Genomic DNA, 15,228 nt, shown 5'->3' on the forward strand with positions numbered 1-15,228 from the left:
TCTGTAATTTCATAAATACTGTGATAAAACCTGATGCTGACCTTATATTCGCAACTGTGACTTCCAAGATAATGAAAGAGCAGTCACTTTTAATGGATGACTGTTTCATAGACGGTACCAAGATTGAGGCTGATGCCAATAAGTTTAAATTCGTATGGAAGCCCATTACATTCCATAAGAGGCTTGGAGAGAAGGCGCGTAACCTGATACGAATTGCAGGACTGAGTGAAGCCGATGATAATCCTGGAGGACTTATCACGTCAGTTTATCTTGCTAACAGACTAAGGGAACTTCATGACAGGATTATGTCTTTAAATGATGCGGATGAAACCAACAGGCTAGTAAAAATGGCTGAAAACCTGGAGGCATATCTGATGAAAGCCTGTGAATATGAGGAAAATGAGCGAATATGCGGGCCGAACAGGAACTCCTATTACAAGACTGATCATGATGCAACGGCAATGTGCCTCAAGAGGGACTATTACAGTGGGCTTGGGAGCAATATGCACGCAGCATATCAGGTACAGTCCGCAGTATGCTGCGGCTACATCTGCTCATATGCGGTAACTCAAGACCGTTCCGATACTTACTGCTTCATTCCAACGCTTGAGCGATTCAGGAAAATGCATGGTTTTTATCCATCGAGGGTATGTGCGGATGCCGGGTACGGCTGTCTTGACAACTACAGGTTCTGTGACGATAACGGAATAACCGCATTCATCAAATACATGAGCTGGGAAGGTGAAAGTACGGGGCGACGTCCTGCTGTTTACGAACTCAATGATGATGATACGATTACATGCCTTGGAAATCGAAAAGGCCAGGAAGTAAGCATTCCTGACAGGCACCCGAAAAAGGCTGGATCTGTATTCTATCGTGTTAACGGATGCACTGGATGTGACTTCATGCCTTACTGCAGACAGTTCATGACGGAAAAGGTAGCAGACTTCAAGATTTTCGAAGTGAACAGGGATTTTATCCGATACAAGCAACAAGCCCGTGATATTCTTCTCTCTGTGGAAGGCATAGAAATGAGGGTAAACAGAAGCTGCCAGGTGGAAGGCTGTTTCGGGATTATGAAACAGGACTTCTCCTATGACAGGTTCAGGAGAACAGGGCTGGAAAGAGTGGCTACTGAACTTATGCTCACGGCACTTGGGATGAACATTAGAAAATACATGAGAAATGTGGCGGCTCCCAAAGTCTGGACTGCTCCAGAGGGTACGGTACCACAGGTATTCAAGAAGCCATCTGCAAAAAGACTTGCTAACAGGATTGCCAAAAAGAAACCCCTTCAGCCTAAAGCAGGCCAGAAAGGGCTATAAATATAATTAGTGAATAGGGGCGCTTAAAACCTTGAGTTTTTTAACAGCCCCCTAAAAGTTATCTAATAAAATTAGTTTTTATTTTAGCTTCACTATCTGGTAAAGCTACATTTGAGCTCTTAACTGCCTTAATTAAATAAGCCATATTACGAGCAAGTATTCTCATAGTTTGAAGGCCCTCTAAATCCTTTTTTACCTCATCAGGAGTATTTCCATGAACCTGGTTCCAATAATTTGAGGAAACAATTGGCATTTGAGAGATAGTAAAATACTTATTAAGCTGGTCAAAGGTAGAGGAAGCTCCACCTCTTCTACAGGAAACTACAGAGGCACCAAACTTAAGACGCATTTTAGAGCCTATTCTTGAGAATAATAGATCTAAAAAGTAATTTGACAGCCCGCATGAGGATGCATACCATACTGGAGAACCAATTACCAAGCCATCTGCATTAACACATAACTCAGCGACTCTTTCAACATCCTCCTTAGTAAAGTTTTCAATTGCAATGTTTACAATCTGAGCTTCAATGCCCTCTTGCTCTAAAGTATCCTTAACCTCCTTAAGAGCTGTATATGTACAGCCCTTAGCATTAGGAGAACCATTTAATAATAAAACATTCATATTTTAATACCTTGAAAGAATAGGAAGAATCTTATCCTTTCCACAAATCTTAATAAAGCCTGCAAGCTTAGGACCTCTTTCCTTAGAAATAAGTACTCTATAAACAAGAGAGAAGAAAGCTCCACTCTCGAGGTTACCTGCACTAGCTGCTTCATAGAGATAATTAGAGAACTCTTTTTCTGATAGCTCATCGAGCTTTTCTTCTACAAAGCCCTTTAAAGCCTTGAGAGCTGCTCTTTCATTATCACTTACCTCAACAAGAGGAGTTGTCTCTGATGATAGTGACCATCTGAATTCCTCTGGTGCAAAGGTTGTGATCCAAGCCCAAGCACACTCCATTCTCTTATTTAATCTATCAACCTGACTTGGCTTAATATCCTTTAATGAAGCAAGTACAGCTTCCTTATTACCACCATGGATCTGAAGAAGGTTACAAAGGTGTCTAAATGGAATCTGGTAAGAAGGCTCTGTAGGAATATCCTTAACCTGAGAAAGCTCATAGATTCTCTTTTCCTTTGCCTTTCTCTTCTCATTTACATCCATAAGACCAAAGTAAATTCTTTCACAGGTATCATAGTCCTCATAGATCTTTAATACATCTAAGTCAAATGAAATAGCGAACTCTGTGTTAGGTCTTGTTGATACAAAGAGGTAACGACAAATTTCAGGAGTATATACCTCAAGAACATCATATAGTGAGATAACCTCACCTGATGAAGAGCTAATCTTACCGCCACGACCCTTAATTGAAATAAAGTCATACTGGAAGGAAACTGGTGCTGTTCCTCCAAATAGCTGTACGATCTTCTTTGAGGTATCGAAGGAACCGCCCTCTGAATGGTGGTCCTTACCAGCAGGCTCAAAATCTACACCCTCACGAGCCCATCTCATTGGCCAGTCAATACGCCATGGGAGCTTAGCATAAGGAGTAGTTCTTAAGTCTATAGTCTCCTCTTGACCTGTTGAATCATCACGATATGTAATACCCCACTCACCATCCCAACCAAGGATAGTAGTAGTATCCTTATCTGTAAAGGAGCTAAATACAGAAATAGGCCACCAGGTATCTGGAAGAGGCTCAGTTCTGAACTCATCTAAAATAGCCTTAATCTCAGCTCTATGCTCAAGAGCCTGTCTCATGCCCTCTGCATACATGCTAGAGCGATAGCGCTCTGCCTGGTAGAGGTACTCTGGCTCAACACCAACAGAAGGAAGGATCTTTTCTACATCAAGCTCATTTCCTCTTGCATAGTTATCTGCTCTACCTGTTGTATCAGGAACTAATGTAATAGGCTTTCTAAGGTAAGTCTCTAATAGCTCTGGCTGAGGCATATTCTTAGGGACCTTTCTAAATACATCATAATCATCCCAAGAATAGATAAATCTTACATTCTTACCCTTAGCTCTTAAGGCTCTAACAACTAATTCTACAGAGATAATCTCTCTGAAGTTACCAATATGTACAGTTCCAGAAGGTGTAATACCGCTAGCGCAGGTATAGATTTCTTTATCACCCTTTTCACGAATAATCTTATCGGCATATATATCTGCCCAATGGTTTTGTATTTCACTCATAGCTTGTCATTATTACATAAATGCTAATTAATTACCACTGCTGAAAAGACTTTAAAATTTAACCAAGCTGGGATATATTAAGGTCATGAAGAAGCTTTTATTTTTGATTTTATTATTACTAATTACAGCAAACCTCTTTTCAACTCCTGCAATAGCCTCCTGGTATACTGCAGATAAGAAAAATGCGCTAACAGCTAATGGAGAAATATTTGATAATAATGCACTAAGTGCAGCACATAAAACACTAACCTTTGGTTCTATTGTTAAGGTTAGCTATGGCGATAAAAGTGTCCAAGTAAGAATCAATGACCGTGGTCCATATATCGAAGGACGCGATATCGATTTAACACCAAAAGCTGCTAAGGAGCTTGGTATATATGATATCGGTGTTGCACAGGTCGATATAGAAGTAATCAGTGAGCCAGAGAAGCCTGAAACAAAGTATCTAAATGGAAATGAGACAGGCTGGTATACATTACAAATTGGTTCATACACAAACACAAAAAATGCATATGCAGTATATAACTCAATTAAGGAGGCAGGCTTAAAGCCTTCAGTTGAAATTGTATCAGATGGTCTAATTAGAATTAGTGTTAAATATGTTCAATCCTATAGACTTGAGAGTGTAATGAAAACACTTGATGAAATTGGAATTACAGAGCCTTTAGTAAAGGGTGAAGCAAACCCATATAATTAATAGTCCTTAAATAGTTAATTCTCTATCCTTCTTGGTTTTCCAGGAAGGATTTTTTGTACCTTCTAAAAAAATATTAAAAAATTTTTAATTTGTTTTATTTTAAAGAAATAGAAAATCTAATAGCTTAGATTCCCATGTTTTTACCTCTTTTTTATTACGTTTTTTTAATCCTTTTTCAAGATTATTAATAGAAGCTAAAAAAAGGAGGATGTGATGGCAAAGGAAAAAGATCGCGCAGCAAAGAATTTTTTCTCTGACCCTAAGATCTTTTCAGAGTTTGTTAATCTATCTCTATTTAATGGAGAAGAAAGAATAAAAGCTGAAGACTTAAGAGAAATAGACCCTGTTAATTCTACAGTGTTTACTAAGAATAAATCCTTAGAGGTATTAGTAGATAATCTTTATGATTCAACAGTAAAGGAGAGTGATGAAAATGTATATGCAATCATTGGTCTTGAGTCACAAGCATATAGTGATAAGCATATGGTAATAAGAGCAGGCATTGCATCACTATTAATCTATGATAATCAAATAGCTACTATTAAGGAGGGTGAGAAGCTAAAGCCAGTATATATCATAGTATTTAATATGCTAGATAGGAAATGGAGTAATGCAACTGATTTAAGAAAGCTATTATCAAAGGAGGCAATAAAGGTCTTTGGCTATCCTTTAGTAAACGCAGGGTATTATGTCTTAGATCCACATGAGCTAAAGGGAGAAAAGATAAATAAAATAAGTAAGCCATTAAAGCTAGTATTAAATATTATTAAAAACCAAGGAGATAAAAAGGCGCTTTTAAGTTATATTAATAGTGAAGAGGCCTTTAAGGACCTTGATTATAGAACAGCTAAGTTATTAGAAACGATAATGAAGGTAGATATTCCAAATGATGGAGGATATAACATGTGTAAGGCAATTGAAGATATAAAGAATGATGGTAAGCGTGAGGGAAAGCGAGAAGGAAAACGTGAAGGAAAGCGTGAAACTCTATATGAATTAACTCGTGATGGAATAATTACAAAGGAAACTGCAGCTAGCAAGCTTAATATTACTGCTGAAAAGTTTGAAAAGGATATGAAGGCTTACTTTGCTAAGTAAGAGATTTCAAAGTATTTAAAAATGCTAAAATAGGGACTGTATTGAAACAGTCCCTAATACTTTAATCAGAAATCAAGGAAGAAAGTAAAGCTTCCTACGATTTTACTATCACCTTCACTTAGCTTGTTACCATTAAATAGGTATGCAACCTGATATCCAAGATCGATAAAATCAAAGAATGAGATAGTTAATTGAACACCAGTACTCATTAGGAAGTTAGATGCTGAATAATTTGTATTAAAGTAATTTCCACAGCCATAACCAATATCAAAGAATACATTTGCTCTTGGGAATATACCCTTAACACCAAGATTTGGACCTGCAAATCTGATATCGAAGTTATTTACTGCTGTAAACTGAGTATTATAGGTCCAAGTATTAAAGCCTCTTACCTTTCTACCAAGAGAAACTGGGCCTTGAGCAAATACTGGGACTAAGGAGCCATCTGTCCAGTTCACATTAGCTCTATCAACTAATGTAATAGTAAATAGGTCCTTACCATTTTTACTTTCTACCTCAAAGAGTGTCTTAGCACCAACTGCATTAAGAGTTAATGAGTAGTAATCAGCATCACCAGAGAGTGCATGGTTTAAAGCATGAGGAGCCCACTTAGCATCAAACTTTGCAACAAAGCCATCTGTAGTAGTCATCTTATCATCCATAATGTCAAACTTAGCTTGGAATGCTAATGCATTAGCTAGCATTGTATGGTTTCCTCTAAGGTCTGGATAAATATCACCTGAGTAGTTCTCTCCTCCAAGGTAATCATTTAGGGAAGAAATAGTAGAATAAGTATTATTCTTTCTAACCTGTCCCTTAACCATACTATCGAGGTTAACTTCAAGCTTACCCTCATATCCAGCTGTTAAAGTAATTAAATCCTTACCTGCTACAGTGCTCTCCCCAAAGCCCTGGACAAAGCGTAAAATCAAGTCTGTCTCTAAAACATCATATACAATAGGGTCTACGAGCTTTACTTCACCACTATCCTTATCTTGCCAAACCTTTCTCTGGTTGTAACCAAAGCCTAATAGTGCTTGAAGCTCTGTTACATCATCCTCTATTAATTCAATACCTCTGTAGCCCGCACCAGCTAATATATATGTTGGAATAAAGCCCATTAGGATTTCAGGATGCTGTCCTAGGTCTCCAAACACAAATTTAAATGGAACTGCAAATACTGAAGAAATTGCTAGTACCATGACTAGAAGAATCAAAAGAAGTTTTTTATACATGAAAAATCCTCCATAAATTGTAATATTATCATCTAAATATCCTACTTGAAAATATAATTAATGATTGCTATATTATTTAGCACGGGCCTATAGCTCAGTGGTTAGAGCTGCGGACTCATAACCCGTCGGTCGGTGGTTCAAATCCACCTGGGCCCAAAAAAGCACCTTATTTTAAGGTGCTTTTCTTTTTTCTTAATAAGTTAACTCCGAATTGACAAATAACAAATACAACACCAATTGAAGCAATTACAAATAATACATTAGTCCAACCAAGCTTATCATATATTCCACCTGCAATTGAGACTCCAATTACCTGTCCTACAGTAAGCACACACTCATGTATCATCATTCTCTTACCCTTATCAATTGCACCTGAGGCCGCATGGAATATTGAGAAGTTGTAGCAGAGAGAGAATATCAGGCCAAATAAAATCATAAATATTGCAAGAGAAATAACAGAGGTTTGCTTCGCAAATATTGTGATAATAAAGATAAATAAAACCTCAGCACCTAAAATGTACTTAAACTTAAATTGCCACCAAGAGGTCTTACCAAAATAGATAAAAGCAAAGCAGGTTGCAATACCCCTTAAGAGAAGTAAAAATCCATTAGTACTCTCACCTATAGCTAGAACCTCCTTTGTATAAATTGGGAAGATATTTAACACAACAGAAAGAGCACTATATACTAAAAATACTGCTATATAGGAGTCATATCTAAGTGGTGTGCTATGGTCCTCACTAATATCTGTATGAGCAATTACCTCACTCTCAGGCTTTATTGCTCTAATATCACGATTTAAAGAAATAAGATTAATTAGAATAAAGATAGCAATAAAAATAATTGCACCACCTAAAAGACCATAAGCAGGTGTCTTAGTTACAAGTAAGGATGCAATGTATGGGCTTAGGCCAGTTCCGAAGCTCCATGAAAAGTTAAAGGAGCTAGTTAATTTATTTAGTTCCTTTCCCTCGCTACCTCTTGTAATCCAAGCCTCCATCTGAGGCCAAAGCATACTCATTGCAAGACCATAGAGTACTAAGTAAAAGGCAATAAGACCTATAGATTGAGTTTTAGTAATAAGTACTACTGGAATTGCCATCATAACCATCGAAAGAGCAACCATCTTTCTTGGAGCAAAGTGCTGATAGACCTTACTTAACGATAAGCAGGCAATAAGATATACACTTGTATATATACTAGCTGCAAATGCAATCATTCTTGCAGGAGCATTAAGAGTATATCTAAGATAATAAACGAGTGCTAAGTTAACCATTGAAATAGCACATTGTCCTAAAAAGGATGCGATATTTAGCGACCAATATTGTAATTTTTTGCTTCTAGCGTCCATATTTTCTAAATGATATATATTAGATTAGAAAGAAACAATAAGAGATACCTTGAATTTTTATCATTCAAAGTCAATAATTGTACCTATGAGAGTATTATTAGCAGTTGATAAATATTACCCTGCAGTTAATGGAGTAATTACATCTGTAAAAAACCTTAAGGAGGCCCTTGAAAGAAAGGGTCATGATGTTAAGGTTCTTACTCTCTCAGATTCCGTCTCTACACATGTTAAGGATAATGTAATTTATATTGGCTCTTTAAGTGTAGATAAAATCTATCCAGATATCAGAATTAAGCACCCTGTAATGAGAAAGAATATCCAGGATCTAATTGAGTGGAAGCCTGATATCATTCACACAAATACAGAGTTCTCGACATATACATTAGCAAAGGACATCTCTAGAAAAACTGGTGCCCCTATGGTTCATACCTACCATACAGATTATGAGGATTATGTCCATTATTTAGCTCTTAGTAAAAAGATGGGAACCCCTCTTGTAAAGAGCTATATTAAGCATGTTACCTCATATATGCAGGAGATTATTGCACCAACAGAAAAGACTAAGCAGCAACTCTTAGGGTATGGAATAAGCACAAAGATAACAGTTATCCCAACGGGCTTAGATTTAACTAAGTATAATGCTGTCTATTCTGAGGATTTAATTGAAAGACTTAGAGAAAAGCACAGTCTTAAAAGGGATGTACCTACCCTAATATTTGTTGGACGCTTAGGAAAGGAAAAGAATCTACTTGAGGTAATAAACTACCTCTCAGACTATAAAGATAAGGAGTTTCAATTCCTTATCGTAGGTGATGGCCCTGATAGAAAAACTATTGAATTGCAAATTGCAGCTACTGGACTTAATGATAAAACAATTTTCACAGGAATGGTTAGCCAAGATGATATCGCTCTTTACTATCGTCTAGGCTCACTATTTGTATCTGCAAGCCAAAGTGAAACTCAGGGCTTAACATACATTGAAGCACTATCAAGCGGACTCCCACTTCTTTGTAAAAAGGATGAGTGCTTAGACAATGTATTACTTGAGAATAAAACAGGATGGTCCTTTAATAATGAAGCGGAATTTAAAGAGCATTTAACATTCTTTTTATCTAATCCTGAAATAGCAAAAGAGATGAGCAAGAATGCTAAAGAATTTGCTCTAGCCTCCTTTAGCTCAGATACATTTGCAGATAAGGTATTAAAGATATATGAAAATGCTATAGCTCTTAATAACCCAAAAAAAAGAGGCATAATAAAGTATATTTATCATGCCTTCTTCGACCGTATGCCATTAGTCTAAGCTTATTACCTCTTCAATATAATCAATTGAATCTAGCAAAAGATCAAATAGGAAAGGAAGTAAATATTCATCCTTTTCCTCAACTCCTAATGGGCCAAACTCCTCTCTTTGTCCATCACCATACATTACAACCTCTGCGCTTCCATATAAGCCTCTAGTATTATTCTCCTTCTGAAGCTCTCTTAAGCTAAGTCCAAGCATCCCACTTAAGGCTCTAAGATCCTGCTTTTCAATAGAAACAGCTACCTTTGGTTTATTATCAAAGAAAGCAACTAAGGAGTATGCAATTAAAACATAATCCTCACCCGAAGCTGTCTTCACATTTTTATAGTAATTTACAAAAACATCACCACACTTAAATTTCTTAGCTGGAAGAGCACTAGTATCAGGGACAGAGGAAAAATCCTCTCTCGATAGCGCTGGTGCCTTATGAATATCTAAAAGCATTATACCCTCTCTAATAAATTATCTATTGTAAGATTTTCAAAGGAATCACAACCCTTCTTTAATAGCTGTTGGCTAACAGCCTCACCTACAGTCTCAACACTCTCGTCGTCAAGTGCATAGATCGCCTTAACAACATCTTTAACTAATATTTGGTCTAGAGGCTTTGCAGGTACATAGCAAATACTACCCTTCTTACCTCTAGCGATCTCTAAAATAAAACCATTACTAATAAAAATAGATAAAATACTCGATAGCTCCTTAGGATTTAACAAAAGCTTTCTTACTAAGGTCTTTTGGCTAACAGGCCCTTCTCCATTTCTATAGGAGGAGGAAACTATCATAATAAGATTCAAGCTATTTTGAATCTGCTCAGAAGGACTTTCTCCTATACCATTAAGATGTGTTCTATCTGGTCTAAATTGATAAACATATGTAAACTCTGCTGCTATTAAAATCGCATACCAACAAAGATAGAGGTATAAAAGCAGGAAGAAGACAGCAGAAAGAGAACCATATAATACAGAGTAGTTTACTGAAAGTGTAACAATATATTTAAAACCTGCTGTAATAAATGAAAGCATTATGGCACCAATAGATGCGCCAAATAGTGCTGATTTACTCCTAACCTTTGCATTTGGAACAAAATAAAACATCGAAAATAAAAAGGCTACAATTACAACATATGAAATAATTGTTGATAGTACTCTACTAAGGCCACTTGGGGAATCTGTCTTCTCAATAAAGGAGGAGATGTAGTTAGTTGCCTTAGTATTAATAGTTAGCACAACAGCTAAGATAATTACAGAAAGGAAAATGAAGGTTAAAAAGGTTGAAAACCTCTTAATAGTTCCATTTCTTGGAGTTGCTCTAAACATATGGTTTATTACCATATATACCTTATTTACGAGCAGGATAGCTGTAAAAATAAATGAAACAAGACCTAAAGCACCAAGTCCCATACCATTAGAAGTAAACTTTGCAAGTGCAGATACTATCTGCTCACTAATTTCACTTCCTAGTGCTTGGTATAAAAACTCTAAAATAATATTTATTAGAGGCTGCAGGACCCCAAATAGCTGTACTACTGCAAAGATAAATGTAAAGCAAGGTACAAAGGCAACTAGAGTAGAATAAACTAAGCCTGAAGCAAGGATATCTACATTATCATTAAATAGATTCTCAGCAGAACGCACTAGTAGATATCCAATATCCTGTGACCACGATAAAAATCGCTCCTTAATTGATAGCTTTACTTCCTCATTTTCCATTAATTGCATTAATCCTATCTAATAGCCAAGAGCCAATGTATTCATAGGTTTCTTTCTTATTTAGCTCATTTAATATCTCATGCCTACCATCTGGAATAAGCTTAACTGTTAAGTCCTTAATGCCTACATCCTTATAGATTGAAGCAAATTTGTTTACACCTCTTCCATAATCTCCAACTGGATCAGCATCTCCTGAGATAATCAAGATCGGAAGAGATGAAGGGATATTCTTCATTAAGACTCTATTGTTAGCCATCTCAACACCATCAATTAAATCTGAATAAAATACGGAGGAGCATACAAAGCCACAAAGTGGGTCCTTAATATATTTATCGACCTCCTTTTCATCTCTACTGAGCCAATCAAATGGAGTTCTTGCAGGTTTAAACTTTGAATTAAAGGAGCCGAAGCTTAGCTTATCTAATTTGTTATTAGGGAGCCTTGGACCTAGCTTCTTTGCCATATTTAGAGCCAAGGCCTTACCAACCTTACCAGTTAACCCCTTAGAGCAACCTGAACCCATAATGATAAGACCATCAAATTGTGATGGATACATTGTAATAACACTACGAGCCATAAAGGAGCCCATGCTATGACCCATCATATAGTGTGGAAGCTGGTCATACTCGCTTAATATAATTTTATCTAGCTCATAGGAATCCTTACAAACAGCCTGCCAACCATTTTGGTCCGCAAACCAGCCCTGTTCATTTTCTTCCTTAGTAAAACCATGACCTCTATGGTCCTGAGCATAAACTACAAAGCCAAGTGAATTTAGATAAAGAGCAAAATCATTATATCTAAGAGAATGCTCAGCCATACCATGGAGAATATGGAGGGTAGCAATAGGTTCAATTTCTGGGCGCCATATACGATAAAACAATCTGTGGTCATCTCTAAGCGTTAAATAACGTTCTTCCATCAGTCTCTCCAAAAAAATAGATATAATGTTTGTATAATATATAATATAAAAATATATAAAAGTTAACAATGAAAAAAGGATTTTATCTCATTAAGAGCCTTTTCATATCCAAGCTTAAGACGTGTAAGATTAAGTAATGAGCCATCATCTCTAACCTCATCTGTAAAAAGCTTATCAATTTTACCCTCACCACCTCTCTTTTCATCAAAGTAAAGCATTGAGGATAGCCCCATCTTAAGAAGCTCATTACTCTTTTTTCCCATAAAGGAAATGTGGTTAAGCTTATATTTTAAAATAAATAATTTATCAGGAGCATATTTAAAAAGCTTTTCATAAATTAGAGGAATTGGATATACATGAGGAACTCCAAGAAGCATAAATGCATGGTGGTAAGCTCTTAAATAGCAAGCTATATATCCAAGATTAAAGGCTGAGTATTTCTTAGTTAAGCCTAAAAGCAAATCAGGATAAGCATTATCACCCTCTCCATATAGCTCAAAGATAGCTTCAATACCAGCTCCTCTTAGGTCAATTAATTGTGGATGCGATGAAATTAAATACTCTCTATCAAAGAGCTTTGATACACTTTCTCCAATACCCTTCTTTTGACCAATTAATAAGATAACTCTAATAATTTCATCCTCATTAGCATTTCTTAGCTGTGGATATGTAAATGGTAGGCTATCACACCTTTTTAACGATGCTAGGATAAGCCCACATTCATTTGGAGATAGACCATACATAACGCAGGCTTCTGTAAATCTCATAATCTTCTCATATGAGTAGAAGCCTAAAGCAGAGCCTAAAGCCATTGCTTCTCTAAAGCCTGGGCATGTAGTACCCTTTAAGCCCTTACGTCTACATGAGATCAAACAGCTTTTACAGGCATCACTTGTAGCAGCAATTATTCTACTTTGACAAAAGCCATCTAAATGGAGTGAGCGAGGGTCCTTAGTTGCTGAAAAGTAATCATTGTTAATCCACCCATTATCATAGGCTTGGTCAATTAGCATAGTAGAGCCCTCTCTCTTAAGCTTCTTAACAATAGAAGAGCGTGCTATCTTCTTTTTTATTTTTGCATTAGCCTCTATTTTTTCCTGTGCGGACTCAATAACAATACTCTTTAAATTCTTTGAACCAAAGATAGCACCTATGCTTGATGAAAAATACTCATTGTTATCACTTGAGAAAAGAGCAGCAGAGTATACACACTTCTCTCCAGCTTCTCCAATAGCAAGAATACCATCATCACCCTTAGATAGTATCTCGAAGGTATGGAATGGACTATTTGAGCGTAAATTCTCGCAGCTTAACAGCTCTATACCATCTTTTCTTATTGTTAAATATGAAAGCTTTCTTGCTCCACCTCTTATCACTAGTGCAGAGTGACCTAAGATAGGAAGAAGAGAAAATAGAGCAGTGTTACCCCTTAAATATGTAAGCTTTTTATCATAAAGGGAGCGAAATACAATTAAATATCCACTATTTGAAAAGCTATTTACAAGAGGTAAAAAAACAATATCATCACCACTTTGTAGCTCTAGAGCAAATTCAAGACCCTCTCTCTGGCTTTCAACTGTTAAAGCCATAGTCTTTCCTTCACATAAATCGGCAATGATGACGCTCTTATCCATGTTAAAAAGCATAAATAAGAAAAAAAAGATAGTCAACAGAACACCTTTATAATATTGCGTGACGATGTTAATTGAAAACATAAATGCAACTCAATAATTATAAAGATATTGCATTAACTTGTTCAAAGAGTAAAAACGTTAGCTATTGCATTTATATATACAAAATAACCAATATGAATGAGATAATTTAACCAAGGTTCCTGCGTCATATAAGTATTAGTAGGATTATATGTCAGGAAAAAATAGGGTCAATCACTTTTCTTGTGGGATTAACAAATAGCTTGAAAAATAAAATAGATAGCTAAAAATTGAAAAAGTAGGGAAATTCTCTTAAAGTTTAAATAACCACAAACAAATTCAGAATGGAGAACACTATCACAATCCCTTCAGGTTTTAAAAGGGTTTATTAACACAAAGACGCTAAAAGCAACAACAGTCACAGATAGAAGTATTTTTCTCATAGATGGCACATTGCAGGAACTAGAAGAAGATAGAATCTGTCCTAAATGTGGTGTAAGGATGCATATACATGACACATACAACATAAGCCTTGGTTACATTCCTTTTGGCAGGACGCTTTCTGCGGTGAGGTTTGAGAAGCATCGTTGTATCTTTTCAAAATGCAATTTCACTTGTATGCAGGAGATCACAGAATTACTAGCACTCTTCATTCTTGTGCAATGGACCTACTTGAACTGGGGCTTACTAACAAAATTGTCTCCGAGCTTACAGGGCTTGGCAAGAACACCGTTAAGGACATAGACACGGAGCGATTTCTAAAGAAGTATACTGCTGCCGGTAAGCATCTTAAGAAACCTGATAGACAGGCGAAATACCTTGGCGTAGATGAATTCCTGCTGCACAGGGGCCGATAATAATTGATTTAGAGACGGGGCACGTACTGTGGCTTGCCTATGGCAAGAAGAAAAAAAGCGCTTTATGACTTCATCAAATTCGTTGGAGAGGAATGGATGGACGGTGAAGAAGCTGTTGCTTGTGACATGAATAGCGACTATCAAGAGGTTTTCAAGGACTGTTGTCCCCATATACAGGTAATAAGGAAGAACTTTAACGATAAGGTTGTTGCCGAAGTAAGAAAGGACGAACAGAGGCGCCTCTATTCAGAAGGGAGAATAGAGGAAGCAAAGATGCTCAAAAATACCAAATACATTCTCACATCAAACAGACAGACCCTTAGGAAGAAGGATGATAAGGCTAAGGAAGACAGGAAAGCTAATATTGAGACTAAGATATTTGATGGAGGAAAGCAAAAGGAGACTAGAGGTGGCAACGAGGAGCTTTATGGTGCATCGCTTTAGGAGAATAAACTGCTGTTTCTTTCAGATATGGTGAAGGAGAAGCTCTCCCACTCCTACACTTTAGACGACGAGTGTAAAATGGCGAAGGAAATAACAGAAATAATAGACATCTGCAACGATTCAGGTAATAAGCACTTCATATGGTTTTCAAATCTTCTTGATAAAAATAGCCCATGGGACCTACAAGATCTCTTCTGGAAAGGTTGAAGGAACAAACAACCTAATAAAGACCGTAAGAAGAAAAGCCTATGGCTACAGGGATAACGATTACTTCTTTTTAAAGATTATGGATGAAAGCAGAAGAGAATATGTCAGAAACCCTAAATCCCACAAAAAATGTGATTGAGCCATTTTTATAAATAAAATAGATTATTGACTCATGAAGCTTGGAGAAGTTATTATACAAATAGGAAGTGACCTGTCGATAGACGG

15 protein-coding genes and 1 tRNA gene are annotated in these 15,228 nt (G+C 36.6%); 8 read left to right on the top strand and 8 right to left on the bottom strand.

The window, feature by feature from the left end:
* A partial coding sequence (locus FYJ80_RS07480; protein WP_206361021.1) for a transposase occupies window positions 1–1,325 on the top strand: 1,325 nt, incomplete at its 5' end.
* A gap of 58 nt (window positions 1,326–1,383) precedes the next feature.
* Here FYJ80_RS07480 and FYJ80_RS07485 read toward each other — a convergent pair.
* Window positions 1,384–1,947 (bottom strand): flavodoxin family protein, encoded by a 564-nt coding sequence (locus FYJ80_RS07485; RefSeq protein ID WP_154425579.1) that lies wholly within the window; start codon window positions 1,945–1,947, stop codon window positions 1,384–1,386.
* 3 nt (window positions 1,948–1,950) lie between these two features.
* The gene (gene lysS / locus FYJ80_RS07490; RefSeq protein ID WP_154425580.1) at window positions 1,951–3,522 is read right to left on the bottom strand and encodes a lysine--tRNA ligase; all 1,572 of its coding nucleotides are present in this window, start codon (window positions 3,520–3,522) and stop codon (window positions 1,951–1,953) included.
* A gap of 85 nt (window positions 3,523–3,607) precedes the next feature.
* Here lysS and FYJ80_RS07495 point away from each other — a divergent pair, with 85 nt between their 5' ends.
* Both FYJ80_RS07495 and FYJ80_RS07500 read left to right on the top strand, forming a co-directional pair.
* Entirely contained in the window at window positions 3,608–4,219 is a 612-nt protein-coding gene (locus FYJ80_RS07495) for a septal ring lytic transglycosylase RlpA family protein (protein ID WP_154425581.1), read from the top strand.
* A 213-nt stretch (window positions 4,220–4,432) separates the two neighbouring features.
* Window positions 4,433–5,317, top strand: a complete 885-nt coding sequence (locus FYJ80_RS07500) for an Rpn family recombination-promoting nuclease/putative transposase (protein WP_154425582.1) — start codon at window positions 4,433–4,435, stop codon at window positions 5,315–5,317.
* A 65-nt stretch (window positions 5,318–5,382) separates the two neighbouring features.
* On the opposite strand, the gene FYJ80_RS07505 is transcribed toward FYJ80_RS07500, so the two are convergent.
* A complete protein-coding gene (locus FYJ80_RS07505) occupies window positions 5,383–6,552 on the bottom strand; it encodes a BamA/TamA family outer membrane protein (protein ID WP_154425583.1) in 1,170 nt (389 codons plus the stop codon).
* An 83-nt stretch (window positions 6,553–6,635) separates the two neighbouring features.
* Between FYJ80_RS07505 and FYJ80_RS07510 the strand changes: the two genes are divergently transcribed.
* A tRNA-Ile gene (locus tag FYJ80_RS07510) sits at window positions 6,636–6,708 on the top strand.
* A gap of 10 nt (window positions 6,709–6,718) precedes the next feature.
* Here the strand turns inward: FYJ80_RS07510 and FYJ80_RS07515 are convergent.
* Complete coding sequence (locus FYJ80_RS07515) at window positions 6,719–7,903, bottom strand: MFS transporter (protein WP_154425584.1); 1,185 nt, start codon at window positions 7,901–7,903, stop codon at window positions 6,719–6,721.
* 85 nt (window positions 7,904–7,988) lie between these two features.
* On the opposite strand from FYJ80_RS07515, the gene FYJ80_RS07520 reads away from it, so the two are divergent.
* Entirely contained in the window at window positions 7,989–9,206 is a 1,218-nt protein-coding gene (locus FYJ80_RS07520; protein WP_154425585.1) for a glycosyltransferase, read from the top strand.
* Here the strand turns inward: FYJ80_RS07520 and FYJ80_RS07525 are convergent.
* From FYJ80_RS07525 to FYJ80_RS07540, 4 genes are all read right to left on the bottom strand, one after another.
* A complete protein-coding gene (locus FYJ80_RS07525; protein WP_154425587.1) occupies window positions 9,198–9,653 on the bottom strand; it encodes a hypothetical protein in 456 nt (151 codons plus the stop codon). The genes FYJ80_RS07520 and FYJ80_RS07525 overlap by 9 nt on opposite strands.
* Window positions 9,653–10,921, bottom strand: a complete 1,269-nt coding sequence (locus FYJ80_RS07530) for a YhjD/YihY/BrkB family envelope integrity protein (protein WP_206361022.1) — start codon at window positions 10,919–10,921, stop codon at window positions 9,653–9,655. Before FYJ80_RS07530 ends, FYJ80_RS07525 begins: the two co-directional genes overlap by 1 nt.
* Entirely contained in the window at window positions 10,911–11,843 is a 933-nt protein-coding gene (locus tag FYJ80_RS07535) for an alpha/beta hydrolase (protein WP_154425591.1), read from the bottom strand. Before FYJ80_RS07535 ends, FYJ80_RS07530 begins: the two co-directional genes overlap by 11 nt.
* 62 nt (window positions 11,844–11,905) lie before the next feature.
* Complete coding sequence (locus tag FYJ80_RS07540; protein ID WP_206361023.1) at window positions 11,906–13,477, bottom strand: aldehyde ferredoxin oxidoreductase N-terminal domain-containing protein; 1,572 nt, start codon at window positions 13,475–13,477, stop codon at window positions 11,906–11,908.
* Between the two features lie 680 nt (window positions 13,478–14,157).
* On the opposite strand from FYJ80_RS07540, the gene FYJ80_RS07545 reads away from it, so the two are divergent.
* The 3 genes from FYJ80_RS07545 (at window position 14,158) to FYJ80_RS07555 (ending at window position 15,142) form a co-directional block, all read left to right on the top strand.
* Entirely contained in the window at window positions 14,158–14,352 is a 195-nt protein-coding gene (locus FYJ80_RS07545) for a hypothetical protein (RefSeq protein ID WP_154425595.1), read from the top strand.
* Window positions 14,353–14,391: 39 nt separating this feature from the next.
* Window positions 14,392–14,796: a transposase gene (locus FYJ80_RS07550; RefSeq protein ID WP_154425597.1), complete on the top strand. Its 405-nt coding sequence runs from the start codon at window positions 14,392–14,394 to the stop codon at window positions 14,794–14,796.
* A gap of 127 nt (window positions 14,797–14,923) precedes the next feature.
* A complete protein-coding gene (locus tag FYJ80_RS07555; protein ID WP_407921433.1) occupies window positions 14,924–15,142 on the top strand; it encodes a transposase in 219 nt (72 codons plus the stop codon).
* Window positions 15,143–15,228: the final 86 nt, after the last annotated feature.

Origin of the sequence: Bullifex porci, assembly GCF_009695635.1 — a bacterium.
Taxonomy (GTDB): domain Bacteria; phylum Spirochaetota; class Spirochaetia; order Sphaerochaetales; family Sphaerochaetaceae; genus Bullifex; species Bullifex porci.